23 protein-coding genes are annotated in these 25,922 nt (G+C 51.7%); 7 read left to right on the top strand and 16 right to left on the bottom strand.

Translation table 11 applies throughout. The features are described 5' to 3' along the window. Positions 1-9: 9 nt before the first annotated feature. Together katE and GW590_RS22090 are read right to left on the bottom strand one after the other, a co-directional pair. Entirely contained in the window at positions 10-2,262 is a 2,253-nt protein-coding gene (katE, locus tag GW590_RS22095) for a catalase HPII (protein WP_169405242.1), read from the bottom strand. Between the two features lie 198 nt (positions 2,263-2,460). Further along, the gene (locus GW590_RS22090) at positions 2,461-2,685 is read right to left on the bottom strand and encodes a zinc ribbon domain-containing protein (RefSeq protein ID WP_169405241.1); all 225 of its coding nucleotides are present in this window, start codon (positions 2,683-2,685) and stop codon (positions 2,461-2,463) included. 415 nt (positions 2,686-3,100) lie between these two features. On the opposite strand from GW590_RS22090, the gene GW590_RS22085 reads away from it, so the two are divergent. Next, positions 3,101-3,442, top strand: coding sequence for a hypothetical protein (locus tag GW590_RS22085; RefSeq protein WP_169405240.1), 342 nt, complete (start codon positions 3,101-3,103; stop codon positions 3,440-3,442). 28 nt (positions 3,443-3,470) lie between these two features. Then, positions 3,471-4,031 carry a YMGG-like glycine zipper-containing protein gene (locus tag GW590_RS22080; RefSeq protein ID WP_169405239.1) on the top strand — a complete coding sequence of 187 codons (561 nt, stop codon included), beginning with the start codon at positions 3,471-3,473 and terminating at the stop codon, positions 4,029-4,031. A gap of 90 nt (positions 4,032-4,121) precedes the next feature. Here GW590_RS22080 and GW590_RS22075 read toward each other — a convergent pair whose 3' ends face one another. Further along, a complete protein-coding gene (locus tag GW590_RS22075) occupies positions 4,122-6,005 on the bottom strand; it encodes a potassium transporter Kup (RefSeq protein WP_169405238.1) in 1,884 nt (627 codons plus the stop codon). Positions 6,006-6,248: 243 nt separating this feature from the next. Between GW590_RS22075 and GW590_RS22070 the strand changes: the two genes are divergently transcribed. Then, on the top strand, positions 6,249-7,985 hold the full coding sequence (locus GW590_RS22070) for an ABC transporter permease (RefSeq protein WP_169405237.1): 1,737 nt from the start codon (positions 6,249-6,251) through the stop codon (positions 7,983-7,985). Between the two features lie 30 nt (positions 7,986-8,015). Then, the gene (locus GW590_RS22065) at positions 8,016-9,335 is read left to right on the top strand and encodes an ABC transporter ATP-binding protein (protein WP_211186873.1); all 1,320 of its coding nucleotides are present in this window, start codon (positions 8,016-8,018) and stop codon (positions 9,333-9,335) included. Positions 9,336-9,434: 99 nt separating this feature from the next. Here the strand turns inward: GW590_RS22065 and der are convergent, their stop codons facing one another. The 9 genes from der to ndk form a co-directional block, all read right to left on the bottom strand. After that, positions 9,435-10,919 carry a ribosome biogenesis GTPase Der gene (gene der / locus GW590_RS22060; RefSeq protein ID WP_169405235.1) on the bottom strand — a complete coding sequence of 495 codons (1,485 nt, stop codon included), beginning with the start codon at positions 10,917-10,919 and terminating at the stop codon, positions 9,435-9,437. 228 nt (positions 10,920-11,147) lie between these two features. Continuing rightward, a complete protein-coding gene (bamB, locus tag GW590_RS22055; protein WP_169405234.1) occupies positions 11,148-12,329 on the bottom strand; it encodes an outer membrane protein assembly factor BamB in 1,182 nt (393 codons plus the stop codon). Between the two features lie 11 nt (positions 12,330-12,340). Next, entirely contained in the window at positions 12,341-12,961 is a 621-nt protein-coding gene (locus GW590_RS22050) for a YfgM family protein (RefSeq protein ID WP_169405233.1), read from the bottom strand. Positions 12,962-12,974: 13 nt separating this feature from the next. Beyond that, positions 12,975-14,237, bottom strand: coding sequence for a histidine--tRNA ligase (gene hisS, locus GW590_RS22045; RefSeq protein ID WP_268952823.1), 1,263 nt, complete (start codon positions 14,235-14,237; stop codon positions 12,975-12,977). Positions 14,238-14,414: 177 nt separating this feature from the next. Then, positions 14,415-15,536 (bottom strand): flavodoxin-dependent (E)-4-hydroxy-3-methylbut-2-enyl-diphosphate synthase, encoded by a 1,122-nt coding sequence (gene ispG / locus GW590_RS22040; protein ID WP_169405232.1) that lies wholly within the window; start codon positions 15,534-15,536, stop codon positions 14,415-14,417. A 150-nt stretch (positions 15,537-15,686) separates the two neighbouring features. Next, positions 15,687-16,670 carry a cytoskeleton protein RodZ gene (rodZ, locus tag GW590_RS22035; protein ID WP_169405231.1) on the bottom strand — a complete coding sequence of 328 codons (984 nt, stop codon included), beginning with the start codon at positions 16,668-16,670 and terminating at the stop codon, positions 15,687-15,689. Continuing rightward, the gene (gene pilW / locus GW590_RS22030; protein WP_408014956.1) at positions 16,660-17,415 is read right to left on the bottom strand and encodes a type IV pilus biogenesis/stability protein PilW; all 756 of its coding nucleotides are present in this window, start codon (positions 17,413-17,415) and stop codon (positions 16,660-16,662) included. Before pilW ends, rodZ begins: the two co-directional genes overlap by 11 nt. Positions 17,416-17,575: 160 nt before the next feature. Then, complete coding sequence (locus tag GW590_RS22025; RefSeq protein ID WP_211186875.1) at positions 17,576-18,790, bottom strand: bifunctional tRNA (adenosine(37)-C2)-methyltransferase TrmG/ribosomal RNA large subunit methyltransferase RlmN; 1,215 nt, start codon at positions 18,788-18,790, stop codon at positions 17,576-17,578. A gap of 281 nt (positions 18,791-19,071) precedes the next feature. Continuing rightward, complete coding sequence (ndk, locus tag GW590_RS22020) at positions 19,072-19,497, bottom strand: nucleoside-diphosphate kinase (RefSeq protein WP_169405228.1); 426 nt, start codon at positions 19,495-19,497, stop codon at positions 19,072-19,074. A 389-nt stretch (positions 19,498-19,886) separates the two neighbouring features. Here ndk and GW590_RS22015 point away from each other — a divergent pair, with 389 nt between their 5' ends. The 3 genes from GW590_RS22015 to GW590_RS22005 are packed head-to-tail and all read left to right on the top strand — an operon-like array spanning position 19,887 to position 22,737. Continuing rightward, positions 19,887-20,540 (top strand): helix-turn-helix transcriptional regulator, encoded by a 654-nt coding sequence (locus tag GW590_RS22015; protein WP_169405227.1) that lies wholly within the window; start codon positions 19,887-19,889, stop codon positions 20,538-20,540. Positions 20,541-20,590: 50 nt separating this feature from the next. Next, positions 20,591-21,580 carry a threo-3-hydroxy-L-aspartate ammonia-lyase gene (locus GW590_RS22010; RefSeq protein ID WP_169405226.1) on the top strand — a complete coding sequence of 330 codons (990 nt, stop codon included), beginning with the start codon at positions 20,591-20,593 and terminating at the stop codon, positions 21,578-21,580. Then, positions 21,577-22,737: a DSD1 family PLP-dependent enzyme gene (locus GW590_RS22005; RefSeq protein ID WP_169405225.1), complete on the top strand. Its 1,161-nt coding sequence runs from the start codon at positions 21,577-21,579 to the stop codon at positions 22,735-22,737. Before GW590_RS22010 ends, GW590_RS22005 begins: the two co-directional genes overlap by 4 nt. A gap of 73 nt (positions 22,738-22,810) precedes the next feature. On the opposite strand, the gene GW590_RS22000 is transcribed toward GW590_RS22005, so the two are convergent. The 4 genes from GW590_RS22000 to pepB all read right to left on the bottom strand — a co-directional run bounded on the left by GW590_RS22000 (position 22,811) and on the right by pepB (position 25,910). After that, positions 22,811-23,212 carry a type II TA system antitoxin MqsA family protein gene (locus GW590_RS22000; protein ID WP_169405224.1) on the bottom strand — a complete coding sequence of 134 codons (402 nt, stop codon included), beginning with the start codon at positions 23,210-23,212 and terminating at the stop codon, positions 22,811-22,813. A gap of 1 nt (position 23,213) precedes the next feature. Beyond that, entirely contained in the window at positions 23,214-23,510 is a 297-nt protein-coding gene (locus GW590_RS21995) for a type II toxin-antitoxin system MqsR family toxin (protein ID WP_169405316.1), read from the bottom strand. 146 nt (positions 23,511-23,656) lie between these two features. After that, complete coding sequence (sseB, locus tag GW590_RS21990; RefSeq protein ID WP_169405223.1) at positions 23,657-24,505, bottom strand: enhanced serine sensitivity protein SseB; 849 nt, start codon at positions 24,503-24,505, stop codon at positions 23,657-23,659. 127 nt (positions 24,506-24,632) lie between these two features. Continuing rightward, positions 24,633-25,910, bottom strand: coding sequence for an aminopeptidase PepB (pepB, locus tag GW590_RS21985; protein ID WP_408014955.1), 1,278 nt, complete (start codon positions 25,908-25,910; stop codon positions 24,633-24,635). Between the last annotated feature and the right edge of the window lie 12 nt (positions 25,911-25,922).

The following is a 25,922-nucleotide window of genomic DNA, read 5'->3' as shown; positions in this document are numbered from 1 at the left end:
ATCGCGGTATTATCCAGGGATCTCCTCGGCCAGCGGTTCACGCGACCATATTCTGTGTTTCTGCAACGCGGCAATAAACTGTTGTATCAGCGGCTTGGTATCATCATGCACAATAACGCCTTCGTCAGGTTTCGGCAGTGGCAACGATTGATATAAGCGGACACCATCCCCTTGCAGCGCAATAGGTTTAAGGTGCTTAAACGCCTGCAGCAGGTAATTTTTGGCATTGCCGTTTTTCATTAAGGTCGCCACGCTCTCCTTGCCGGTGACCACAATCACCGCATCAACCAATACCGAAGGATTACCTTCAATTGTGCCGTCAACGGCAATGTCCTTGCCCTGCAGCGTTTTGATATTCCCTAAATGCGGCGCAAAAATTTTGCTATGCACTCCCTGCGCAGTAAGTAATTTTTTAATTTTCGCCAGCGAATCACCGCAAATACCGTCCGCTCCCAGAATAGCCACCTGTCGTGATTTCACCGGGTACTGTTTCTGTGCATACAGACTCAATGCGGCATCCGTTTGCAAGCCATTAATGGCACCGGGGAGCGCATGCTGCAGTTGTTGTTTGGTAAGCGAAAGCCCGAGATTGGCGGCCACCCTGGCGGCTAGTGTATGGTCGATATAGGTAAGCTGATCGACCACCCTTTCGCGTATCCACGGACGCACAACCTTACCCAGCTCAAAACTGAAACCGCCGACAATATGATCTCTCTCCGTCTCGGTCTGGCTGAGCCAGAACAGGCGTGGCTGCGAATAATAATCGGCAAAGGAGTCACTGCGGTGGCGAACCTTTTCACCCGCTAAAGGCTGCGGCGAGGTAGAAAATCCGCCGTTTTCTTCAGCCACCGGGGTTTCACGCGGCCAGTTATTATTAATGGAGTTAGGTTCATAATTGGCAGTGCCGGAAATTGTCATACGGTGCATGCCATCACGTTGATTATTGTGGAATGGGCAAACCGGTTTATTGATAGGGATTTCATGGAAATTCGCGCCCCCCAGTCGACTGATCTGCGTGTCGATATAGGAGAACAGCCGTCCCTGGAGCAAGGGATCATCGGAAAAATCCAGGCCAGGAACGATATTGCCGGGACAAAATGCCACCTGCTCGGTTTCACTAAAATAGTTGTCCGGATTACGATCGAGGATCATTTTGCCGACCAGTTGCACCGGCACCAGAGATTCGGGGATCAGTTTTGTTGCATCGAGAATATCAAAATCAAACTTGTGCTCATCCTCTTCGGCAATGATCTGTAGCCCTAATTCATACTCGGGAAAATCCCCGGCTTCGATTGATTCCCATAATTCACGCCGATGAAAATCAGGATCTCGCCCCGTCAGTAACTGCGCCTCATCCCAGATCAGCGAAGCCGCACCACACACCGGTTTCCAGTGAAACCTGACAAAATGGCTCTTGCCCTGGGCATTTATCATTTTAAAAGTATGAATGCCGAATCCTTCCATCATCCGATAACTGCGTGGTATGCCTCGGTCCGACATCGCCCACATGACATTATGCAGGGTTTCTGGCTGTAGAGAGACGTAATCCCAAAAGCTGTCATGGGCGCTTTGTCCTTGTGGGATCTCATTATGCGGTTCGGGTTTTACGGCATGGACAAAATCGGGAAATTTAATCGCATCCTGGATAAAAAATACCGGCGTGTTGTTCCCTACCAGATCGAAGTTGCCTTCCTGGGTATAGAATTTGGTGGCCCAGCCGCGAATATCTCTGACGGTATCGGCGGAGCCGCGCGATCCTTGCACCGTAGAGAAACGCACAAACACCGGTGTGCGAATCTCGGGATCCAATAAAAATCCCGCTTTGGTCAAGGAGTCCAAGGGTTGGTAAACCTGAAAATAACCGTGAGCTGCGGCACCGCGCGCATGCACGACTCGTTCAGGTATGCGTTCATGATCGAAATGGGTGATCTTCTCGCGAAGAATAAAATCTTCCAGCAAAGTCGATCCGCGCACACCGGCGGTCAAGGAGTTCTGATTATCAGCAATCCTCACCCCCTGGTTGGTGCGTAATGCCTGATGCTCTGGTTGATCACGCACGCTATCCAGCTGCGCTAATTTGGCATTGGTCGCCTTGGCGTTTTTCATTGAGCCTGCGGCCATGGGTTCTTCCCCTGGCGGACTGATGGCTTTCCTGGGCTTTAGCGACACGCCTTTAGGGGCAGTATCATGTAAATGAGGCGTCACGGATGAAGCGATATTTTTAACAGCAGCGCCTTTCCGTTTTCCTTTCTCGTCTGACATTACGACACTCCTTTAACCAGAAACAGAGGGTGTTAATAAGAGTAGGGGCAATTTCCTACACCACCCAGTATAGGAAACAATTTGACTTTAGGGAGCAATCAGACCGTTGCCGCCCTCAGGGAAAGTGCGGTTGGCAACGGAAAATTGGCGGGATATCAGGCGTTGGCAGCGGAAAGAGAATACGATGGATCGGCGCAGTTAATCCTGTGGCAGATAGTGGTATAGCACCGCTTTTTTAGAAACCAGCCCGTGTCCGTGCTGGCAAAAATAGTCAACGGCACCGCAGGCTTTTAACACCTGTAACGGCTGCTGACACTCGGGGCAAAATGCCTGTTGTTCAAAGTGGGTGTGGCAATCCTTACACTGATAGCCAGTACTGACCGGGTCAAGGATACCGCCACATTTTGGGCATATTGATTGCATGCGCGCCTCTGTTGATGATTTATTGAATATTAAAGGCCTACATTCTAGTGCTCTTGGGTCGACCAACAAAGCCAAACTTAAGAAAGCACCGGCGCATGGGCATCCATGTTGCCGATATGTGCGGTTATCAGCCTGTTCAGGGGATCATACAGTGCGCAATATTTTCACCTTAAGGTCGATAATGAAAAACCACGACATCAATACAAACAATCTCTCCATTATTTCCCCGACAATTTTACGAATGTTTTACTTGCAACTGGCACAAAAAACCACCTTGCAGGCGTATATTATGGAAGTAAGAATGGAGTATTCCCCAATAAACTCAGTTTAGATATTAATGGCCTGGTTAGGCTAAATTCTAAGCTGATTTAATGGCGTTTTATGTTTTTGCTGCACTCACAGGTGAAGGTCAATTATGAAAAAGCTCACTTTATTTTGGGTTTTTGCAAGCGTGCTGGCGGGTATAAGTGTAACCAACTTATCCTATGCTCACGGCGGATATTATTATCATGGCTATGGTGGCCCGCGCGTGGTGGTGGGTGTCGGTCCTTATTGGGGGCCGGATCCTTATTATTACGGGCCACCGCCTTACTACGGTCCGCCACCGGTGGTCTATGTTGCTCCACCTGAGCCGCAGGTTTATGTGCAGAAATCAGCCCCCGCCAATGCCTACTACTGCCGCAAACCGGTGGGGTATTATCCTCAGGTCCCGCGCTGCCCATCCGGCTGGCTTAAAGTCGCGTCTTCCGGAAATTGAGATTGTCACTCTTTGAGGTCAAGTTAATATGAAAATCTTTGCGTACGCGCCAGTGACAATGGCTTTGGGAGTCGTACTTTTAGCGGGCTGCGTTAGCCCGCCGACCGGGCCAAATGTCACCGCGTTACCTGGCACAGGTAAAACCTATGAGCAATTTATGGCTGATGACAATATTTGCCAAAATTACGCCAGAGGTCATCTGAATCAGGCTACCCAGCAGGCCAATAATAATGCGGTGAGCAGTGCGGTAGGTGGCACCTTGATTGGTACCGCAGGCGGGGCCTTACTGGGTGCAGCTTCCGGCCATGCCGCCGCCGGGGCAGCAATAGGTGCCGGTAGCGGACTGTTATTAGGCAGCGCCATAGGCAATGATAATGCCATGCAAAGTAATGGCGATATCCAGCACCGCTATAATAGTATTTATATCCAGTGTATGTATGCCAAAGGGGACAGAGTCCCTATGCCTGCCGGTTCTATACCTGCAAGCGCGTCTGAGGTGCCTCCTGATTATTATCCGGCAGACCGTAACGTCCCCCCTGATTATTATCCGGCCGCCAACCCGGATGTCCCTCCTGATTATGTGCCGTAACAAGCCATGACTTTTCAGGTTGGCGAATAAATAAAAATATCCCTACTGTTATTTTTAACTGTATTCCACCCAGGTGGAATACAGTGCTATTTACACAGGAACCTGGCGGCTTATTTCAATAACCCTGTCACTGGGCACGTGATAATAATCGGTAACATGGACACCATTACGCACCATAAAGGCAAAAATATGTCGTTGCCAGGCAGGTAGTCTTTGTTTACCTTCACGGCGAATGATATTTTCATGCCCCATATAATAAGTCACATTCTCCATATCCAGCTCAAGATCACGCACTTCCTGGTAGCCCAAAATTGCGGCAACATCCGGTTGTTCGATAAACCCATAGTGTGCAATAACATGCCAGAAATCTGGCGCGATTTTAGTAATTTTCAACCTTTCATGGTGCGCAACGCGCGGAATATTATCGATAAAAATATTCAACGAAAGCACCTGGGCATGCAGCGAACCATTACGCATCACATGCCATCTCATCACCGCCGGCGTGCCACCAGAACGGGTCAAAAAGATCGCCGTGCCCGGCACGCGAGGAATTTCGTTGTGTCTGACTTCCTCAAGAAAATCCAGTACCGGCAAGGTCTTCTCATTGATAATACATGAAGCAGCCTTGACGCCATGATGCCAGACCAGCATTACGCCATACACCACCACGGCAAACAGCAGTGGAATATAGCCGCCGTCAAATATCTTGACCATATTGGCAATCAGGAAACTGAGATCGACAATAAAAAAGATCCCGGCCACCAGCAGACTGACCGGCAAGCTCCAGCGCCATATTTCGCGCATAGAAACAAATAACAACCCGGTAGTCATAATCATGGTGAAAGAGACGGCAATGCCATAAGCGGCAGCAAGATTATCGGAAGACTTGAAGAATAGAGTGAGAAATACCGTCACTATCATCAGCATCCAGTTAATGCTGCCAATATAAATTTGTCCGTAGCTTTCGGCCGAGGTCTGTTTGATGCGTAATCGAGGCAGCCAGCCAAGCAATATGGCCTGGCGAGTCATGGAAAACGCCCCGCTAATAATCGCCTGACTGGCAATGATGGTGGCCAGGGTGGCTAAAATGACCAATGGGATCAACATCCAGGACGGGCAAAGGCGGTAAAAAATATTCTGTGTGACATCCGCCCCGGACAGGATCAACGCCGCCTGTCCGGCATAGTTCAGCAACAGGCTGGGAAATACCAATCCAAACCATGCCAGCCAGATGGGACGTTTACCAAAGTGCCCCATATCGGCATACAAGGCTTCAGCGCCGGTAACACAAAGAAACACGCCACCAAGAACCAGAAAACTGCTGAATCCTTCCGAGAACAGAAAACGGATGCCATAAAGCGGATTCAGGGCATATAGCACGGCGGGATGCTGAGCTATCCCCCATATTCCCAGAGCAGCAATAACGATAAACCACAGCGCCATAATCGGACCAAACAGCCGGCCAATGCGTGAGGTGCCTATTGCCTGGATAGCAAACAAACTGATCAGGATGACTATGGTAAGGGGGACAATATAAGGCTTTGACTCTGGCAGGATCATATTTATGCCCTCCAGCGCGGAAAGAACAGAAATTGCCGGTGTAATGGCCCCGTCACCATAAATCAATGCTGCGCCAAATAATCCGGCAAAAATGACCAGCGGGCGGCGGTGCTTTTTATTGACCAACAACGACATCAGGGCCAATATGCCGCCTTCTCCGCGGTTATCAATGCGCATGGCAAACATGGCATATTTAAGCGAAGTCACGATAACCAGTGTCCAGAAAATAAGCGACAACAGGCCAAGAATAAGTTCAGGTGAAGGTGCTTCTCCCGATAAAAAAAGCACTGTCTTCAGAGTATAGAGCGGGCTGGTGCCAATATCGCCAAACACTACACCCAGTGCACCAAAGGCCAATAATTTTATGCTGCCTGTGGTTTTTCCTTCATCTTCGGATTGAACGCCAACGGACATCGTGCTTACCTCTCCAGGGATCCATGTCAATGCTATCAATACATTAGACCAAATTCCGTCGGATTGTCGGCATTAAAAAGAGTAGCAATCACAATAACCATAAATATGTCACAAGCTGCCATTAAACTTTTTGAAAAATTTAACGGTACACTGAGCGAATGTGAGCAAAAATTTAATATATCTGTACGATAATGGCGCCCCAGAGCCAGGTCGTTTTAGAGAAACATATAGAAGAGAGCGTTTATGAACTTCCGATTTAACGCAAATTCCGCCAACTGGCGCTTGCTGCCCAACCTTTGGGATGCAGTGGCTTTTCCACTTATTATCTGTCTGATTGCCATGATTGCGGTGGCATTCCACCAAACCCTGTTGCCAATAGATAGCTTGAAAACACAGGCTATCTCTCTTGACCCGGAAAATCTGCCGGAATATGCCATGCGCACCACGCTGCGTATGCTGGTGGCTATGCTGGCATCGCTGCTATTTAGTCTGATATATGGCACCCTGGCAGCTAAAAGCCGCCGGGCAGAAAAGGTCCTGGTGCCAATCCTCGATATCCTGCAATCGGTGCCGGTGCTGGGCTATATCTCCTTTACCGTGACCTTTTTTATTGCCTTGTTTCCTGGTCGGGTTCTCGGCGTCGAACTGGCCGCGATATTTGCCTTATTTACCAGTCAGGCATGGAATATGACCTTTAGCTTTTATCAGTCAATGCGTACTGTTCCGCGCGATCTGATCGAAGTTTCCCGCGGTTTTCACCTGACTGCCTGGCAACGGTTCTGGAAGCTGGATGCACCTTTTGCTGTGCCGGGGCTGATTTGGAACATGATGATGTCCATGTCCGGCGGCTGGTTCTTTATTGTCGCCTCTGAAGCCATCACCGTGGGCAACAATACCTTTACCTTACCGGGGGTCGGCGGCTATCTGGCCCAGGCGATTTTAAGTAAAGATATTCATGCCGTTGGCTGGGTATTGCTGACAATGAGCATCGTTATTTTGGCCTACGATCAATTGCTGTTCAGACCGCTGGTCGCCTGGGCCGATAAGTTCCGTATGGAAAATACCCGTTCAGATAAGGCTCCCACCTCCTGGCTGCTGGATCTGCTGCGCCAGACCCGTCTTATCCACCAGATTTTAACGCCGCTGGGGCTGTTATTCTCCACTATCGCCCGTATCCCACTGCGTCTGCCGAAACGCAAGACCGTCACCGTAGGGCGTCCACAGAAAAATAGCTCACGAGCAGGAGATATTATTTGGGGTGCCTTTATTATTCTGCTGACCTTATATGTTGCATACCGGGTGATCAGCTATGCGCAAAGTGGGGTGTCGCTCAATGAAGTGGGTCATGTATTGCTGCTCGGCCTGATTACCTTATTGCGCGTAGCGGTGCTGATCCTCATCTCCTCGCTTATTTGGGTGCCGCTCGGCGTAATGATTGGTTTGCGCCCTGCCCTTGCCGGAAAAATACAGCCGATAGCCCAGTTTTTGGCCGCCTTTCCCGCCAACTTACTGTTCCCGGTATTTGTGATTGCCATTGTCCACTTCCACCTAAACCCGGATATTTGGCTGTCGCCGCTTATTGTCCTCGGCACTCAGTGGTACATCCTGTTTAATGTCGTCGCCGGTGCCTCCGCCTTTCCTAATGACTATCGCGAAGCCGCGGCCAATTTCCATATCCGTGGCTGGCAATGGTGGCGAAAAGTGATGCTGCCCGGCATTTTCCCCTATTATATCACCGGCGCTATCACCGCCTCGGGAGGCGCCTGGAATGCCAGCATAGTGTCAGAGTTTGTGCAGTGGGGGGATACTCAGGTGACGGCCCATGGGTTGGGCGCTTATATTGCCAAAACTACCGCTGCGGGTGATTTCCCGAAAATCATTCTGGGCGTTGCCGTGATGTCGCTATTTGTGACGTTATTTAACCGGCTTCTTTGGCGGCCATTATATGCTTATGCCGAATCCAGATTCCGTGCAGATTAAGGACAATTTTCCATGCAAGAAAGTCAACAAATGTTAAATTCTGCTCAGACCGCCAGAAAGCCAGAAGTACGTAAAGAGATCCTGGCGGTGAAACATATCAACCATGGGTTTGATAAATCTCACGGCGAAGTGCTGATCCTCGATGATGTCAATCTGACCCTGCACGAAGGGGAAATCGTCGGCTTGCTGGGGCGTTCTGGCTCAGGAAAATCAACGCTGCTGCGCATTATTTCCGGTCTGATCACCCCGAGTTCCGGAGAGGTAGATTACCTCGGCTCGCCGCTGGATGGCCCGGCCAAAGGTGTAGCGATGGTCTTTCAGACCTTTGCCCTGTTCCCCTGGCTGACGGTGTTGCAAAACGTTGAAGCCGGGCTGGAAGCCTTGGGTGTGGCTACCGCAGAGCGCCGGACCCGCGCGCTGGCCGCCATCGACCTTATTGGCCTCGACGGCTTTGAAAATGCCTACCCGCGCGAATTATCCGGCGGTATGCGTCAACGCGTCGGCTTCGCCCGTGCCCTGGTGGTCAATCCCACGCTGCTATTGATGGATGAGCCTTTTTCGGCGCTCGACGTATTAACCGCCGAAACGCTGCGTACCGACCTGCTCGACTTATGGAACCAGGGACAAATGCCGATCAAGTCGATACTGATCGTCACGCACAATATTGAAGAAGCGGTGTTTATGTGTGACCGCATTCTGGTTCTGTCGTCTAATCCGGGCAAAGTGGTCGCCGAGATCAAGGTGCCCTTCCCGCATCCGCGTAATCGACTGGATCCTACGTTCCGTCGTCTGGTAGATGATGTCTATGCCAAAATGACCGCCAGACCGACCAGCGAAACGGTGAAAAAAGGCCTGAAACTGGGCACCTGGTTGCCGCATGTGTCCACCAACCTGATCGCCGGTCTTATTGAGACGCTGGCCGCCGAGCCTTACCACGGCCGCGCCGATATGCCGGATATTGCCCGTACTTTGCATCTGGAAGTGGATGATCTCTTCCCCATTGCCGAAGTTTTACAGTCTCTGGGCTTTGCCGATGTCCGCGAAGGGGATATTTTTCTTACCCCTCCGGCGCGTATTTTTGCCGAAGGCGATACCCAGCAGCGCAAGGTGATGTTTGCCGAGCATTTGCTACGCTATGTTCCACTGGCGGCATTGATTAAAACGGTGCTGGATGAACGCCCTGGCCATCGCGCACCGCGGGTACGTTTTGAACAGGAGCTGGAAGATTCGCTTTCCGACAGCGCAGCCAAAGAGACACTGGACACGGTGGTAAACTGGGGACGTTACGCCGAAATCTTCTCCTATAACGACCAAACCGAGTATTTCAGTCTGGAAGACGTAGAATTCTGATTACCGGCCGCTGATAACAAAACGCCCTGGGGTAGCGAGCTACCCCAGGGCGATATCACAATCAGCTACAGCACATATTCATGTGCTGTTCAGAGTGACTTATTTCTTCTTCAGGTGAGTCATCAAACGTTTACGCTTCCGCAACTGGTTCGGGGTCAGGGTATTACGCTTACCTTCAAACGGGTTTTCCCCTTCTTTGAATTGAATGCGAATTGGCGTACCCATAATCTCCAGTGAACGACGGAAATAGTTCATCAGATAACGTTTGTAAGAATCAGCCAGGTCTTTCACCTGATTACCGTGGATCACCACGATAGGCGGGTTATAACCCCCGGCGTGGGCATATTTCAGCTTCACGCGGCGACCGTTGACCAGCGGTGGCTGGTGATCGTCGGCGGCCATCTGCATGATGCGGGTAAGTAAGGAGGTACTTACTCGCTTGGTTGCACAGGTGTAGGCTTCGTTCACTGATTCAAACAGATTACCTACACCGCTGCCGTGCAGGGCAGAAATAAAGTGAATACGCGCAAAGTCGATAAAGCCGAGACGCAGATCGAGGGTATCTTTAATCTGGTCACGATTTTCCTGGCTCAGGCCGTCCCATTTATTGACCGCAATAACAAGTGAGCGCCCACTATTGAGAATAAAGCCCAGCAGGGACAGATCCTGATCGGAGATCCCTTCGCGGGCATCAATAACCAACAGGACGACGTTAGCATCTTCAATCGCCTGCAAAGTTTTGATAACCGAGAATTTCTCAACGGTTTCGGTCACTTTGCCGCGCTTACGCACCCCGGCAGTATCGATCAGCACATATTCGCGCTCATCGCGTACCATAGGAATATAAATGCTGTCACGGGTCGTGCCCGGCATGTCATAAACTACGACGCGCTCTTCGCCAAGAATACGGTTGGTCAGCGTGGACTTACCAACGTTAGGACGACCCACGATAGCCAGTTTGATCGGCAGACCGGTTGGATCGAAATCGTCTTCGACGTCAGCGGGAATTTCATCGTCGTTTTCACCAAGCTGAGCTTCCCAATAAGCGGCATTCGCTTCTTCTTCGCTCAGTTCCACTTCTTGCGGCTTTTCGCCAACAAAAGGGATCAGCACATGTTCGATCAACTGCGTCACACCGCGACCGTGAGAGGCAGCAATCGCATAAACCTCACCCAGTCCCAGTGAATAAAAATCACCGGTGGCGCTATCTGGATCCATACCGTCGGTTTTATTGGCCACCAGGAAGGTCGCCTTTTCGCGACTGCGCAGATGCTGGGCAATACCCTGGTCGGCAGGCATCACGCCCGCGCGGGCATCAACCATAAACAACACAATGTCTGCTTCTTCGATAGCCAACAGCGACTGGCCCGCCATACGGGTCTCAACGCCGTCCTCGGTGCCGTCAATGCCGCCGGTATCGACAATAATAAACTCATTGCCCTCGATTTCTGCACGACCATACTTGCGGTCACGCGTGAGCCCGGGGAAATCCGCCACCAACGCATCACGCGTCTTGGTCAAACGGTTAAATAAGGTGGATTTACCCACATTCGGGCGCCCAACTAGCGCGACGACAGGTATCATTTTTTGAAGCCTCATTTTTTTACAGCTTGAGATGTCTAGGGCCCAGAGGCGTTAAACATCTATTTGCTTTAATGCAAATTATTAAAATTCAATATGTTACAACAAAAAGGGCAAGCCCGTTCTCGCTGCTATCAGAATACGAAACGGCCCCTGAGCAATTCAGGAGCCGTTTGATGGCTACGCGATTATACCCTAGAACGCGAAGTCTATTGGGTATATAACCGGAAATTAGCGCGTAAAGGAGTAAACCTCACCGCCTTTCGCCTGCACGACCAACTTGTCGCTCGCCACAATAGGCGCGCTCAACAAACCGGAACTGTCTACTTTCTGCTGGGCGACAAAGCGACCATCATCGGTATTCAGCCAGTGCAGGTAACCTTCGGCATCACCTACCACGATATAGCCATTATACAACACAGGCGCAGTCAGGTTACGGTGAAGTAACTCACTCTGCCGCCAAATGCTGACGCCGCCCTGGGTGTTCAGTGCCATCACGCGGTCATCCTGGTCAACCATATAAATACGATCGCCTTCGACGATAATATTATTGACCGAGCCAACATCGCGCTTCCACATTACCTGACCAGAACGCAGATCCATGGCCACTAGACTACCGTTGTAGGCTACGGAGTAAACAACCCCGTTAACTACCACCGGCGTGGTATCAACATCGCTCAAACGATCGATTTCCGTCGCACCGCTCGGTTGAGAGATACGTTGCTGCCAAATCATCTGCCCTTCTTTGAGCATAACAGCACTGACGCGACCATTGTCACCGCCAACAATCGCGGCGCCAAAGGCTACCGCTGGCGCCGACTCACCACGCAGTGACAGCGTTGGCATATCGAGGTTGGCGCTCCACTGGATAGTACCATCGATTTCACTGAGCGCCTGCAGCAGACCATTGCTGGTGTGGACCAGAACCAGGCCATCGCTGACTACCGGACGGGAGATCGCCTCACCGGCGACTTTCGTCTGCCAGAAGACTTTGCCATCCGCAGTATTTAACGAATAAACAATGGCTTTCTCACTGCCGATATACAGATGGGCACCGGAAACACCAATACCACCAGAAAGCTGCGCTGAAAGATTACCGGAGAAGAAACCCTGGCTTTCAGAAAGGTTAACTTTCCATTTTTCTTTACCACTGTCCGCATCCAGCGCCTTCACGACACCAAAACGATCGGCTGCGTAAATGGTGTTGTCCAGCCAGGCCGGGTGCAGATGCGAGTAAATATCGCCAACGCCGTCACCGACGGAAGTGCTCCACACTTTCGTTGGCGTAAAATGATTTTCTACTTTTGGCAGTGGAGACATTTTGACTACGTCTTCTTCGCCGTTAAACCAGGAACAGCCGCTCAGCAGGGCAACAGAAACCCATCCCACCAAGAGTGTTTTACGCAATTGCATCGGGGTTCCCCTTAGCTGGATAAATTGTTCAATTTCATACGCAGCATGGTTAGCAGCGTTTGAGATGGCTTGGAGTCAAGGCCTTTACTGTAGGCATCCCTGGCACCTTTGGTATCGCCCTTGGCTAACAGGACATCACCGCGGACTTCTTGCTGCATTGCCATCCAACCGTCACCCTTGACGTTGTCGAGGGTTTTTAGCGCGTCATCCAGCTTGTTTTCCTGCAACTGAACACGTGCCAGGCGGTAATTGACCATCGATAATAAATTGTCATCTTTTGCATGCTGGCTCGCCAGAGTCAGTTGTTTTTCGGCATTGGCGAAATCTTTGGCTTGTGCAAAATGTTCGGCCAATTGCAGCGCAGCAAAAACGCCGTAGCTGTTGGTATTACTCTGTGCAAACTTCTCTAAATTGGCAACGCTGTCGGCTTTGTTATCGACTAACGCAGCGCTTGCCTGCTGGAATGAAGCAGAGGCTTCCGTCAGAGCGGTATTCTCATGAGATTGCCAATAACGCCATCCACTTAAAGCAGCAATACCCAGTACGATACCAATTGCCAGTGCTTTACCGTTTTCGGCAAAGAAGTGGCGAACGGCATCAACCTGTTCATTTTCAGTGGTATAGACTTCCACGGTGTCCTTCTCCTTAACCTAACATCGAGGCCAGACGCACAGCCAAATCGCTCTGCGCCAGCGTTTCTTGCTCACCACTTTGCAGATTTTTGACCACTACCTGCTGAGCCGCGACTTCATCCTCACCTAACACCAGGGCGATACGCGCCCCCCATTTGTCGGCGCGGGCAAATTGTTTTTTAAAGTTGCCGCCGCCGTAGTTAGTCATGACTTTTAGTTCCGGCAGCGCATCACGGATAGTTTCCGCCAGTTGCATGGCAGCGCCCTGCGTACCGACACCAGAAGAGATCACATAAGCATCTACCGTTGCCGGTGCTTTAAAATCGGGATTCACTGCCTGCACCAGCAGAACCAGACGCTCAAGCCCCATGGCAAAACCTACCGCCGGGGTAGCACGGCCGCCCAGTTGTTCAACCAGACCATCATAACGCCCACCGGCACAAACCGTACCCTGAGCACCGAGACTGGTGGTTACCCATTCGAATACTGTGCGGTTGTAATAATCCAAACCACGTACAAGTCGCTGATTAACCGTATATGGGATACCTGCCAGGCTTAAAAGTTCACACAGACCGGCAAAGTGTTCACGAGATTCGTCATCGAGGTAGTCCGCCAGCTCAGGGGCATCATTGAGTAATGCCTGAACCTCTGGATTTTTTGAATCGAGAACGCGCAGCGGATTGCTGTACATACGACGTTTGCAGTCTTCATCGAGCTGTTCTTTATGCTGCTCAAGGAAGGCCACCAGCGCATCACGATAACCGGCACGCGCTTCCAGGGAACCGATAGAGTTAAGCTCAAGTGCCACATGATCGGCAATACCCAATGCGCGCCACCAGCGGGCGGTCATCAGGATCAGTTCGGCATCGACATCCGGTCCTTGCAGACCAAACACTTCGACACCCAGCTGATTGAATTGGCGGTAACGACCCTTTTGCGGACGCTCGTAGCGGAACATCGGTCCGATGTACCACAAACGCTGCTCCTGATTGTACAGCAGACCATGTTCAATACCGGCTCGCACACAGCCAGCGGTTCCTTCAGGGCGCAGGGTCAGGCTTTCGCCGTTGCGGTCTTCAAAGGAATACATTTCTTTTTCAACCACGTCGGTGACTTCACCGATTGCGCGTTTGAATAACGGGGTCTGCTCTACAATCGGCATACGAATTTCGCTGTATCCGTAAGTACCCAGAACTTGTTTGAGCGTTCCTTCAATGCGCTGCCATAACGCAGTGTCTGCAGGCAGATAATCGTTCATGCCGCGAATGGCCTGCAATTTATTTACAACGTCAGTCTTTGCCACGTCAGTTCTCTATCGTTTTCTATAAAAATGAACCCGATTATAGGTTTTTTGTATCCTGAGGTTCAATGCGGATACGTCAACACCTTATATCGGGTTCAGTTCAATTCAGCCCACAGGGCAGGCGCGCCAACACTGCAGCGCGAGCTCAGGTTACTTTTCGAGATGATTGATAACAATGCGCTTACTTTGATCCATCATTGCCGCTTTGGCACGGATCTTCGCTTCGAGCTGATCGATCATCTGCTCGTTATCAAATCGATCTCTTTGACGCACACCGTCTTCGTAGAAGCCGCTTTTATTATGGCCGCCGGTGACACCCAGGGTGGAAACCAGCGCTTCACCAGGTCCGTTGACCACACAGCCAATAATAGAGACATCCATCGGCGTAATAATATCTTCCAGCCGTTGCTCCAGCGCGTTCACCGTACCTATTACGTCAAACTCCTGACGGGAACAGGTAGGACAGGCGATAAAGTTGATGCCGCGCGCGCGAATGCGCAAAGACTTGAGAATATCAAAGCCTACTTTGACTTCTTCGATCGGATCGGCCGCCAGCGAAATACGCAGGGTATCGCCGATCCCTTCCGACAACAGCATGCCCAGACCAATTGCCGATTTTACGGAGCCACTGCGCAGGCCACCGGCTTCGGTGATCCCCAGATGCAGCGGCTGATCAATACGGGCGGCCAACAGTCGATATGACTGGACGGCAAGAAATACATCAGAGGCTTTCACGCTGACTTTAAACTGATCAAAATTGAGACGATCGAGAATATCAACGTGACGCATGGCCGATTCGAGCAGCGCTTCCGGTGTAGGTTCACCGTACTTTTCCTGGATGTCTTTTTCCAGCGAGCCGCCGTTCACGCCAATACGAATAGGAATATTTTTGTCGCGGGCGCAGTCGACTACCGAGCGGATACGCGATTCATTACCGATATTGCCGGGATTAATGCGCAGGCAGTCAACGCCGTATTCGGCGACCTGCAGGGCAATACGGTAGTCAAAATGGATATCGGCAACCAAAGGCACATTAACCTGCTGTTTTATCAGCTTGAAAGCTTCAGCAGCGTCCATGGTTGGCACAGAAACACGAACAATATCAACGCCAACACGCTCAAGCGCTTTAATCTGAGCGACGGTGGCAGCGACATCAGTGGTGCGGGTGTTGGTCATTGATTGCACCGCAATAGGTGCACCATCACCGACAGGCACCTTGCCGACGTAAATCCGGGTTGATTTGCGACGGATAATGGGTGCTTGGTTATGCATGTAGGCTCTCCATTGTTGCCAGTGTCTTAAACCCGTTTATTACCACGGTATCTGAAGCTGCAGCAAGAGAGAGAAACTCGCTTGCTGCAACGTTCATCACCAGACAATCTCTTCTCGCCAGAAGATCGGGTTCAGTATAAGTCTGCCAGATTATTCAGCAGCCAAAGTCAGACGAGCAACACGGCTTGATTTTACAAAACGGCTGAGATCAACCGGCTTACCTTTGTACTGGATATCAACGGCACCTGGTGCACCGATTTTCAACTTATACGGCGCAGTACCTTTCAAATGCAAGGTCTCTCCCCCTTTCTTGACGCCACTGAACAGTGTTTTTCCAGAGGCATCATCAATCTGCAACCAGCAGGCTGATTTAAAAGTCATAATAACAGCATCTGCATCAACCGCAGCGCCGTTGGTTTGCGCATTGCCGGTAGGCAATGTGGAGGATGAACTCTCAGCCGGAGCGGGCTGGCTAGTAGAAACCGCAGCAGGTGCCTGATTCTGCGTAGCGCCGGAATTTTCCGTCGCCTCTGGTGTGGTATTCAGCGGCACGCTGTTTTGCGCCGGAGCGGACGAAGCATTATTCGCCTGATCGGCAGCAGCAGCCTGGTTTTGCGGTGCGGCATCACCATTACTTAAAGTAACAGACTGTCCCTGTGTTTTATCCTGATTCAGTTGCGCAGTCGATTGATCTGCCATATTGGCAATCTCTTCCTGCTGCGCCTGATGGTTTTGCCACCACCATGCACCGGTCAGACCGAGAACCACCAACACCACCAGCCAGGTAAAGCCCATCAGCCAGCCATCGCGTTTTTTGCGTGACTTGCCTAGTGAAACACCCCGCATGGAAGCAACTTTCGGCACTTTGATCGGCGCTTGTTTGCCAATCAGTGATACCAGTTCCTCTTCAGGAACATGAACCAGTTTCGCGTAAGAACGGATATAACCGCGTAAGAAAGTCGGGGCCAAATCGGCCGGGGTGCTTCCTTCTTCAATTTGGCGAATGGTGGAAACTTTCAGACATAGGCGTTCTGCAACAGCCTGATGACTGAGTCCCAACTGTTCGCGAGCTTGACGCAGGCGTTCGCCCGCCGTCACTGTGGTACTTTTTTCTTGAGAGGCTTCAGTATTCATTAGCTAAGAACTGCTGGTACTGTTGGGATTGTGGAAAATTCCGCGCAAGCTGCTTTCCATAACGTTGGACGCCTTCTGGATTGCCGGCTAACGCCGCGAAACGAATTTGCAACATAAGACTGTCAGCACTGGCTGGCAGAACATGTTGATAAACATCCAGTAATAGTTGCGCCTCGGCGCGTTTCCCTTCTTTAAACTGCCTGTTGGCCTCAGTCAGCAACGGTGCACCTTTATCGGGATCGTGTTTCAAAGCCCGACTTAACAACACTTTTGCCTCATCATTCTGATTGGCCTTCAGAAAACAGTAGCCCGCATTTTCCAGACTGTCAGCAACCTGACCTGAATCAGGTAAGTTGGCAGCGGCGCTAAACTGCTGTTGAGACGGTACATACTGCCCTAAACTACACAAAAACGCACCGTAATTATTCAGGACAGTCCCATTTTGCGGAGCAAGCTTTAACGCTTGCTGGTAGCGGCTTTGCGCAGCATCGTTATTGCCGTTTTTTTGCGCGTACAACGCCATTCCCAGCTGGGTACGATAATCTTCCGGGGCAGCATCAACTGCCTGTTGCAGATTGTCTTTCGCCGCTGGCATGTTTCCCTGCGATAAATAGTCCATCCCCCGCTGGAGCCGGGTTTGCGGCATACCGGAGGTCGTCTCGACCGGCGGCGGCCTGGAGCTTGAACACCCTGCCAACAGGCAAAGCGTCAGACTGGCTGCAAAGAGACCTTTCCACTGCTGCATCATCGCCATGCTTAATTCCCTTTATCCCCATCGTACTGAAAGCTGCGACGGCGAGGGGCATCACCTGCCTGCCCTCGCCAGTAACGACAGGTGCCTGTCTGGCCCCTGTCGCTTGCCGCATCCTGGAATCTATTGGGTTGATTAAATAATTAGCTAAAGATCAAACCGTTTTGATCATAATAGGCTCGCCGGCCATTTTTTTCTTCAGTGTACGCTTGGTGCGGTCAATCACCTCACCCGCCAGTTGACCACAGGCGGCATCAATATCATCACCACGGGTTTTACGTACAATCACCGTAAAGCCGTATTCCATCAACACCTTGGAAAAACGGTCAATGCGGCTGTTGGAACTGCGCCCGTAAGGTGCTGCCGGGAACGGGTTCCATGGGATCAGGTTGATTTTGCACGGCGTGTCTTTCAGACGCTCGGCCAGTTCGTGGGCATGTTCCGTGCCGTCGTTGATATGATCCAGCATGACATATTCAACGGTTACGCGCCCCTGGTTGGCATTGGACTTGGCCAGGTAGCGGTTTACCGAAGCGAGGAACATATCGATATTGTACTTACGGTTAATCGGCACGATCTCGTCACGGATCTGGTCATTAGGCGCATGCAAAGAGATCGCCAGGGCCACGTCAATCATATCGCCGAGTTTATCCAGTGCCGGTACCACGCCTGAAGTCGACAAGGTCACGCGACGCTTGGACAAACCAAAGCCAAAGTCATCAAGCATAATTTCCATGGCCGGGACCACATTGTTCAGGTTGAGCAACGGCTCCCCCATCCCCATCATCACCACGTTGGTGATAGGACGCTGACCGGTCACTTTGGCTGCGCCGAGGATTTTGGCCGCACGCCATACCTGGCCGATAATTTCCGACACCCGCAGATTACGGTTAAAGCCCTGCTGAGCGGTAGAGCAGAATTTGCACTCCAGCGCACAACCAACCTGAGAAGAGACACAGAGCGTGGCGCGGTCACCATCCGGGATATACACGGTTTCAACCTGCTGGTCACCCACCTGGATAGCCCATTTGATGGTGCCATCGCTGGAACGCTGTTCAACGGCCACTTCCGGCGCACGGATTTCTGCCACGCTTGCCAGCTTGTTACGTAGCGTTTTGTTGATATCGGTCATTTCCTCGAAATCATCGCTACAGTAATGGTACATCCACTTCATAACCTGATCCGCACGGAAAGGTTTTTCACCCATTTTGATGAAAAACTCACGCATTTGTTTGCGGTTCAAATCCAGAAGATTAATTTTGGCGCTGACTGGCGCAACGGCATTAACAACCGTCTCTGCACGAACAACGTTCAGGGAGTCGATTTCAGATGAGCTCAGCTCGGGAGGAGTTAATTCAAAGGTATTCATAACGGACATAATTTAGGTTGGCCTCGTTGTTACACTTTATGGCTCGAAAGGAAGTGCGGGTTGGTAAAAACCCACCAATGCTGCACACATAATATTACTGCGCGATCCGACATGCAAAAATGCCACGCCGAATGTAAAAATGCGCCCCGACGAGCTTCACTCATTCGGGGCGCAACATTGTACAAATTTTAAGGCTAGGTGGCTACGACTGGAACACCGTTAACGCAAATTTATTCGTTCAACGGATCAGTAGTGCCGAAAACGACCGGATACCAGACGTCTTAACGCGGGCAGATTTCGCTGTCGTTGAAGAAGTAGGCGATTTCGCGCTGTGCAGATTCTACTGCGTCAGAACCGTGAACGGCGTTAGCGGTAAAGCTGTCGGCATAATCGGCACGCAGGGTACCAGCCAGAGCGTTGGCCGGGTTGGTGGCGCCCATGATGTCACGGTTGCGCTGCACGGCATTTTCGCCTTCCAGCACCTGAACCACGATCGGGCCAGAGGTCATAAATTCAACCAGACCGTCAAAGAACGGACGGCCCTGGTGTTCAGCGTAGAAGCCTTCGGCTTGTTCTTTGCTCAGTTTGATCATCTTGCTGGCAATGATTTTGAAGCCGGCACGTTCAAAACGCGCATAGATAGCACCGATATCGTTATTAGCAACGGCGTTAGGTTTGATAATAGAAAAAGTACGTTCGATAGCCATAAAAACCTCTGTCTGACTTATAAGTGGGGCCGGTTAAATTAATGTTGAAGATTAAATGTTAACGCTGCCGGAAAATGGCGCAGATTATAGGGTGCGAAGTAACGCTTGCCTACACTAATCACAACATTTAGTTAAAAAATTGTGCAGTTGATTCACGTTACTGCACAAAGCATTCATTTTTTATAAAGATTTGCATCATTCTGCCGTCAGATTCAGTGCGCCAAGTAGTAGCCCACTAACGCTGGCTACTCTAAAAGATGCGGTTCGATCCGCGCTTTTCAATCTGTTAGCCATGAAAAAAACCCGCATAAGCGTTTTCTGTCTGCCGGTTGCCAAGACTCAAGCAACAAAATTTGACCAAATGTAAAAATATAGATAAATTGTCAAATATGAAAACTCAGCGCGACCTTCCCCAACCCAACCAGGCTCTGTTAAGCCAACTTGAGCAGATAGCCAAAGGCATCGGCGAAACCTTTGCGCCCTTTTGCGAAGTGGTGGTGCATGATTTGCTCGATCCCCAACACGCCATCTTGTCGATCCACAATAATCTGTCAGGTCGCCAGGTGGGATCGCCGGCCACCGAGTTGGGTCTGGCACGCATTGCCGATCCGGTTTATCCGCAGATTATCGCCAACTATGACAATCGCTTTGCCGATGGACGTCGGGCAAAAAGCACCTCGATTGGCATCAAGGATGAGCAAGGCCGCTATGTCGCCGCCCTGTGCCTGAACGTCGATCTCAATATGTTTGGCACGCTGCAAAATATGCTGACGCAGTTTTGCCAGACCGGCAGCAGCGCAATCAAAGAGACGCTGGATCCGGCCAATGGCGAAACGCTCCATGACTATATTGACAAGTTTGCCGCCAGCCGTGGCAAAACGCCGCAGGGACTCAAAGCCCGGGAGCGTCGCGAACTGCTGGCAGAATTAAAACAGGCCGGTTACCTTGAAGTACGTAAAGCCATCGACACAATCGCCCGACATTTAGGCGTCTCGCGGGCCACGCTGTATAACGATGCCAAGTCTGCTCTTACGCTGCCATGACATTAATGGCAAGCGGGCCACGCTTTTTCACTGCAATCACAGAGGGAAAAATGATCATACTTCCAACTTTTGACGATGTGTTGGCAGCAGCACAGCGCATTGCCGGTTTTGCTCACCCGACGCCGGTGATGCAATCTATCCTGCTCAACCAGGCGCTGGGTGCCGAGATTTTCTTTAAATGTGAAAATCTGCAGCGGATGGGAGCCTTTAAGTTTCGTGGCGCATTTAACGCCCTGTCAAAACTGGATGCCACACAGCGCAAAAGAGGCGTGGTGACTTTTTCTTCCGGTAACCATGCTCAGGGGATTGCCCTCTCGGCCTCAATACTGGGGATCCCGGCAACTATTGTGATGCCTTACGATGCTCCCGCCGCCAAGCGGGCGGCGACACGCGGCTACGGCGGCACTATTGTCGAATATGACCGCTATACCGAAGACCGCGAAAGCATTTGCCAGCAGTTGGCCGAGAAACATGGTTATGCGCTGATCCCGGCCTACGATCATCCCGATGTTATTGCCGGACAAGGCACGGCGGCGAAAGAACTGATTGAAGAGGTGGGCCCGCTGGATGCGCTGTTTGCCCCGCTCGGCGGTGGCGGCCTGCTGGCCGGGAGTGCCCTGGCGACACGGGCGCTTTCTCCCGAATGCAAAATTTATGGCGTTGAACCCGAGGCGGGTAATGACGGCCAGCAATCGTTACGCAGCGGAACCATCGTGCATATCAGCACGCCCAAGACCATTGCCGACGGTGCACAAACGCCACATCTTGGGCACTACACTTTCCCGATTATTCAACGGGACGTCAGCGATATTTTCACCGCTAGCGATGATCAACTGGTAGCCAGCATGGCCTTTTTTGCCTCACGAATGAAACTGGTCGTGGAACCTACCGGTTGTCTGGGGCTGGCGGCGGTGTGCCATCAGGCCGAATCTTTGCGCGGCAAACGCGTCGGCATCCTGATCAGCGGCGGCAATGTCGATCTGGATAATTACTGTCGTCTGCTGGCCGCCTATTCCGGCGATGGCGGACCAATGCTATGAGCGATAAAAACATGCCCCAGACCCTGAATATTCATAATCAGCCGACGCCTTTTCTGCTGCTTAACCGCGACAAACTCGAGCGTAACGTCGCCCACTTGCGCCAGCATACCGATCGTCTTGGGGTGCCGCTCAGGCCGCATTTGAAGACGGTCAAATCGGTAGAGGCAGCGCGGCTGATCCTCAGTAATGGCAATGGCCCGGCAACGGTTTCTACGCTAAAAGAAGCGGAAGTCTTTGCCGCCGCAGGCTGCCACGATCTGATTTATGCCGTAGGCATTGCGCCACAAAAGCTGCCGCGCGTCGTGGCACTGCTTAACAGCGGGACCGATATTAGCGTGATCCTTGATAGCGTCGAGCAGGCACAGGCGGTTGCAGAATTTTCCCGCCAGACCGGTGTGGCCATTCCGACGCTGATTGAAATTGACAGCGACGGCCATCGCAGCGGCGTTGCCCCCGGCGATCCCCTGCTGATTGAGATTGGCAATATCCTGCATCATCGGGGGGCGGAGTTACGCGGTATTATTACCCATGCTGGCGAGTCCTATCACTGTAAAACGCTTCCTGCCCACCAGGCGATGGCGGAGAAAGAGCGTGCCGCAGCCGTGGCCTGCGCCGAAGCATTGCGTAAAGCGGGCCTGCCCAGCCCGGTAGTCAGCGTCGGCTCGACGCCTACGGCGCATTTTAGCCAGGATCTGACCGGGGTCACCGAGGTGCGCGCAGGTGTTTTCACCCTGTTTGATCTGGTTATGGAGGGTGCCGGTGTCTGTCAGACTACGGATATCGCCGTATCGGTAGTCGCGACGGTAATCGGCCATCAGCGGCAAAAAGGCTGGATTATGGTGGATGCCGGCTGGATGGCGATGTCGCGGGATCGCGGGACATCGGCGCAGGCGGTGGATCAGCGTTACGGTATCGTCTGCGATATGGCAGGAAAACCGCTGGCGGATTTACTGATGGTTGACGTTAATCAGGAACACGGCATTCTCGCCCTGCGGCCGGGCAGCCAGCAAACATTGCCTGAACTGCCTTATGGCAGTCGGGTGCAGATTTTACCCAACCACGCCTGTGCCACTGTGAGTCAGCACGCCGAGTTTGCCGTGGTGCGCGACGGCAGTGACGAGATCGAGGCTTGCTGGCCGATTTTTCGCGGCTGGTAAAGCACCGCAGACCTCAAGCCGAGACAGTTATAGCAGTAGAGAGAGCACAATCAGGGCGCTCTCTACTGTTCAATTAAATCTGGCCTCTCACTTCTGGTAGCAACTCGGGATGATGATCCAGAACCCGCAATAACTTGATAATTGCAGGGTGAGGCTGCGCTTTACCATTTTCATAACGTGAAAAAGCATTAACGCCACCGCCAAAAATCTCACTGGCTTCTTTCTGCGTGAGGGCCAATTTTTTGCGAACCTGCACGATGTATTCTGGTGCAATGGTTTCTGCCATCACCTTGGCTTTAAATACCTTAATCTTTGCCAGGTAAGCCATAGACTGCTGACGATCCATAACCACTTCACCACACTGTGGACAGTGTTCCCCTTCTGCTTCGATCGCTGTTTTATGACCACGGAATGAGTAAGGGACATATTTGATACCAGACTCAAGTTCTGCACCGCCACACACGGAACATTTCATATTATTTCTCCTTGAATGAGACGATCAAAACACCCTTGCTGACGGTTAATTTCATATAAACGTCACCACATTTCAGTTTCGGTCGGTACACGTCCTGCCAGACAGTATGATCCAGATAGGTGGTCATACTTTTAAAAAAATCAGTCGACCGCAATTGCAAAATAACCTGGCATATATCATCAAAGGTCAACCCCAAATCATCAGCACCATTGAGTGCCGAAACCGTGGCTTTTACCTTACCTTCAGCGACGAGTCCCTGGACGATATGAAGGCGGGTGTGCGGAGTTCTCTTTTCCATGATCCCTCTGACAAGCTGTTTTACTGCCAAAAATATAACCTCAAAGGTTAGTTTTTGCCACTAAAAATAACCTTTGAGGTTAATTAAATAGAGAACACCCATAGTAGTAACCGTAAAGGCAGGCCACGCGCGGGCCTGCCGCCGACTCAGGCTTTGCCGGAAGAAGGGATAATATTGCGCAGCCAACTGCCCCATTTGCGCTGATAAAAAGGCTGAGTATGGCTGACCAGATAGTGACTCAGGCCCCTTTCTTTCTCATTGATAATGCAAAAATCCACCGGGCTGTCGTCTGGCAGACTTTCGCTGGCCACATTGCCCGCTTCACGGATCAGGGCATCCACTTCCGCCTCGCTGCCATCGGCTTCGATCCCCACCAGCAAATTAGGCTGCGGATCGAGATTCTTATCGTGGATCAGTGCCAGAAATGCCCGGCGAACCGGCTTTTTCTGGCTAAATAGCGTGGTGAGGGCATCGACCATCGCCGAAGGGTAAACTTCGGGCTGACCAATCAATAACTGGCTTTCAGCATCCAGCACCAGCTCGGTGGGCGCACTGAGACCGCCGGTATTGAGCAGCAGGGTAATTTCGCTGGGATAAAACTCTTTGCCGTATTCGGATTTGGGGTTAAGGAACAACTCCTCGCCCTGGGTCATTTCAAATAGGATCCGCGCCGGTAGCGCCACAAAACCCTGCTCGTCCTCGCTTTCCCCGGCCGCTGCGCGTTCCAGCACCGCCACAGACGAGAAAAAAGGGATGATCGAGCTGCCGTCCTGTTTTTCCCAGTGCAATAAATTCAGTTCACTGCCGTGGGCGATCTCAACGGGACTATCGATGGTTGGCTGTCCGGCATCACCTAACACCCATACCGTTGCCTCCAGTAACGCCTGATAAAAAGCCGGGCGATAAGCCGCCTGAGTAACAGACAACCTCAGCAGACGCTCAAGCTCATTTTCATCCGGCTGTGCAGCCGCAGGAATGTCGTGCGGAACGCTCATCTTTTTCTCCCTCACTGAGCATATCGACTGGACCCTGGATCCAGTTAAAAACGGGGCGCTTGCCAGCGCCCCGATTGATGATATTACCTGACACTGCCGCCATGGCTAAGCTTAGGCGGCAAGGGTTTTACTTGGCTTTGGTCAACAACAGGTTGGCGATGGTACGCACCCCCAGCCCGGTGGCACCGGCAGACCACTGATCGGCGGCACTTTTACGATAGGTGGCAGAACAGTCGATATGTAACCAGCCTTTCTTATAGCCTTTGACAAAATGCGACAGGAAAGCCGCCGCGCTGCTGGCACCGGCGGTATTGGCTGGCGCGGCAATATTATTCAATTCAGCAAAATTGGACGGCAGATGACCACGGTGGAACTCCGCCAGCGGCAAGCGCCAGAAAGGTTCGTGCTCCAGCTCGGCGCTGGCCAGCAATTCGGCAGCCAGAGCATCATCAAAGCTAAACAGCGCATGATAGTCATTGCCCAAGGCGGTTTTAGCCGCGCCGGTCAGCGTCGCGGCATCGATCAGCAGCTCAGGGTTCTGCTCTGCGGCATCGATCAGGCCATCGGCCAGCACCAGACGCCCTTCGGCATCGGTGTTCATCACTTCAACGGTTTTCCCGTTGCGATAGCGAATAATATCACCGAGCTTCAGTGCGTTGCCGCTGACCATATTGTCGGCGCAGCACAGATACAATTTAACGCGTTTATTTAAGCCACCGGCCGCGGCCAGGGCCAGCGCACCGGTCAGCGTCGCGGCGCCGCCCATATCGGCTTTCATGGAATCCATGGAGGCACTCGGTTTCAGGCTATAGCCGCCGGTATCAAAGGTGATACCTTTACCGACCAGGCAGGCAAACACCGGTGCATCGGCATTGCCGGTAGGGTTGTAATCCAGCGACAGCAGAACCGGTGGACGATCGGAACCACGACCAACGCTGTAGAGGCCGTTGTACTCTTTCTCGCGCAGCTCTTCGCCTTTGATAATGCGGTAGCTAACGGAGTCTTTATATTCACACAGCAGATCTACCGCGCTACGAGCCAGTTTTTCCGGGCTAAGATCTTCTGCCGGTTTATTGATGGTGTCACGCACCCAGTCAATAATCGTCAAACGCTGTTGCAGGGTTTTCTCGTCGTCGGCTGACAGCTCGGCCCATTCCACGCTGCGGCTGCCTTTCGGGCCGCGAAAACCTTGCCAGAACGCCCAGCTATTTTCCAAATCCCAGCCATCACCGGCCAGTTTGACTTTTTTTACACCCTGGCCATCAATACGGCGCGCCGCACGAGCAATAGAAGATAAGGTATCTTCCGCAGAAAAATGGATGGTCATGCCAGCAGAGTCAGTGCTCAACAGCGCTTTTTCACCCCAACGGGCATCCGCAGGTTGTGAAGACAATAGAACGGGCATTACATCGCTAGT

Origin of the sequence: Rouxiella aceris (assembly GCF_012933545.1) — a bacterium.
Taxonomy (GTDB): domain Bacteria; phylum Pseudomonadota; class Gammaproteobacteria; order Enterobacterales; family Enterobacteriaceae; genus Rouxiella; species Rouxiella aceris.
Note: the sequence above shows the minus strand (reverse complement) of the source record. Positions and strands in the feature narration are given on the sequence as shown.

Excerpts from the sequence above, each read along its gene's own strand:
- katE (WP_169405242.1), bottom strand. The coding sequence starts at position 2,262 with ATGTCAGACGAGAAAGGAAAACGGAAAGGCGCTGCTGTTAAAAATATC.
- GW590_RS22090 (WP_169405241.1), bottom strand. The coding sequence starts at position 2,685 with ATGCAATCAATATGCCCAAAATGTGGCGGTATCCTTGACCCGGTCAGT.
- GW590_RS22085 (WP_169405240.1), top strand. The coding sequence starts at position 3,101 with ATGAAAAAGCTCACTTTATTTTGGGTTTTTGCAAGCGTGCTGGCGGGT.
- GW590_RS22080 (WP_169405239.1), top strand. The coding sequence starts at position 3,471 with ATGAAAATCTTTGCGTACGCGCCAGTGACAATGGCTTTGGGAGTCGTA.
- GW590_RS22075 (WP_169405238.1), bottom strand. The coding sequence starts at position 6,005 with ATGTCCGTTGGCGTTCAATCCGAAGATGAAGGAAAAACCACAGGCAGC.
- GW590_RS22070 (WP_169405237.1), top strand. The coding sequence starts at position 6,249 with ATGAACTTCCGATTTAACGCAAATTCCGCCAACTGGCGCTTGCTGCCC.
- GW590_RS22065 (WP_211186873.1), top strand. The coding sequence starts at position 8,016 with ATGTTAAATTCTGCTCAGACCGCCAGAAAGCCAGAAGTACGTAAAGAG.
- der (WP_169405235.1), bottom strand. The coding sequence starts at position 10,919 with ATGATACCTGTCGTCGCGCTAGTTGGGCGCCCGAATGTGGGTAAATCC.
- bamB (WP_169405234.1), bottom strand. The coding sequence starts at position 12,329 with ATGCAATTGCGTAAAACACTCTTGGTGGGATGGGTTTCTGTTGCCCTG.
- ispG (WP_169405232.1), bottom strand. The coding sequence starts at position 15,536 with ATGCATAACCAAGCACCCATTATCCGTCGCAAATCAACCCGGATTTAC.
- rodZ (WP_169405231.1), bottom strand. The coding sequence starts at position 16,670 with ATGAATACTGAAGCCTCTCAAGAAAAAAGTACCACAGTGACGGCGGGC.
- pilW (WP_408014956.1), bottom strand. The coding sequence starts at position 17,415 with ATGCAGCAGTGGAAAGGTCTCTTTGCAGCCAGTCTGACGCTTTGCCTG.
- GW590_RS22025 (WP_211186875.1), bottom strand. The coding sequence starts at position 18,790 with ATGAATACCTTTGAATTAACTCCTCCCGAGCTGAGCTCATCTGAAATC.
- ndk (WP_169405228.1), bottom strand. The coding sequence starts at position 19,497 with ATGGCTATCGAACGTACTTTTTCTATTATCAAACCTAACGCCGTTGCT.
- GW590_RS22015 (WP_169405227.1), top strand. The coding sequence starts at position 19,887 with ATGAAAACTCAGCGCGACCTTCCCCAACCCAACCAGGCTCTGTTAAGC.
- GW590_RS22010 (WP_169405226.1), top strand. The coding sequence starts at position 20,591 with ATGATCATACTTCCAACTTTTGACGATGTGTTGGCAGCAGCACAGCGC.
- GW590_RS22005 (WP_169405225.1), top strand. The coding sequence starts at position 21,577 with ATGAGCGATAAAAACATGCCCCAGACCCTGAATATTCATAATCAGCCG.
- GW590_RS22000 (WP_169405224.1), bottom strand. The coding sequence starts at position 23,212 with ATGAAATGTTCCGTGTGTGGCGGTGCAGAACTTGAGTCTGGTATCAAA.
- GW590_RS21995 (WP_169405316.1), bottom strand. The coding sequence starts at position 23,510 with ATGGAAAAGAGAACTCCGCACACCCGCCTTCATATCGTCCAGGGACTC.
- sseB (WP_169405223.1), bottom strand. The coding sequence starts at position 24,505 with ATGAGCGTTCCGCACGACATTCCTGCGGCTGCACAGCCGGATGAAAAT.
- pepB (WP_408014955.1), bottom strand. The coding sequence starts at position 25,910 with ATGCCCGTTCTATTGTCTTCACAACCTGCGGATGCCCGTTGGGGTGAA.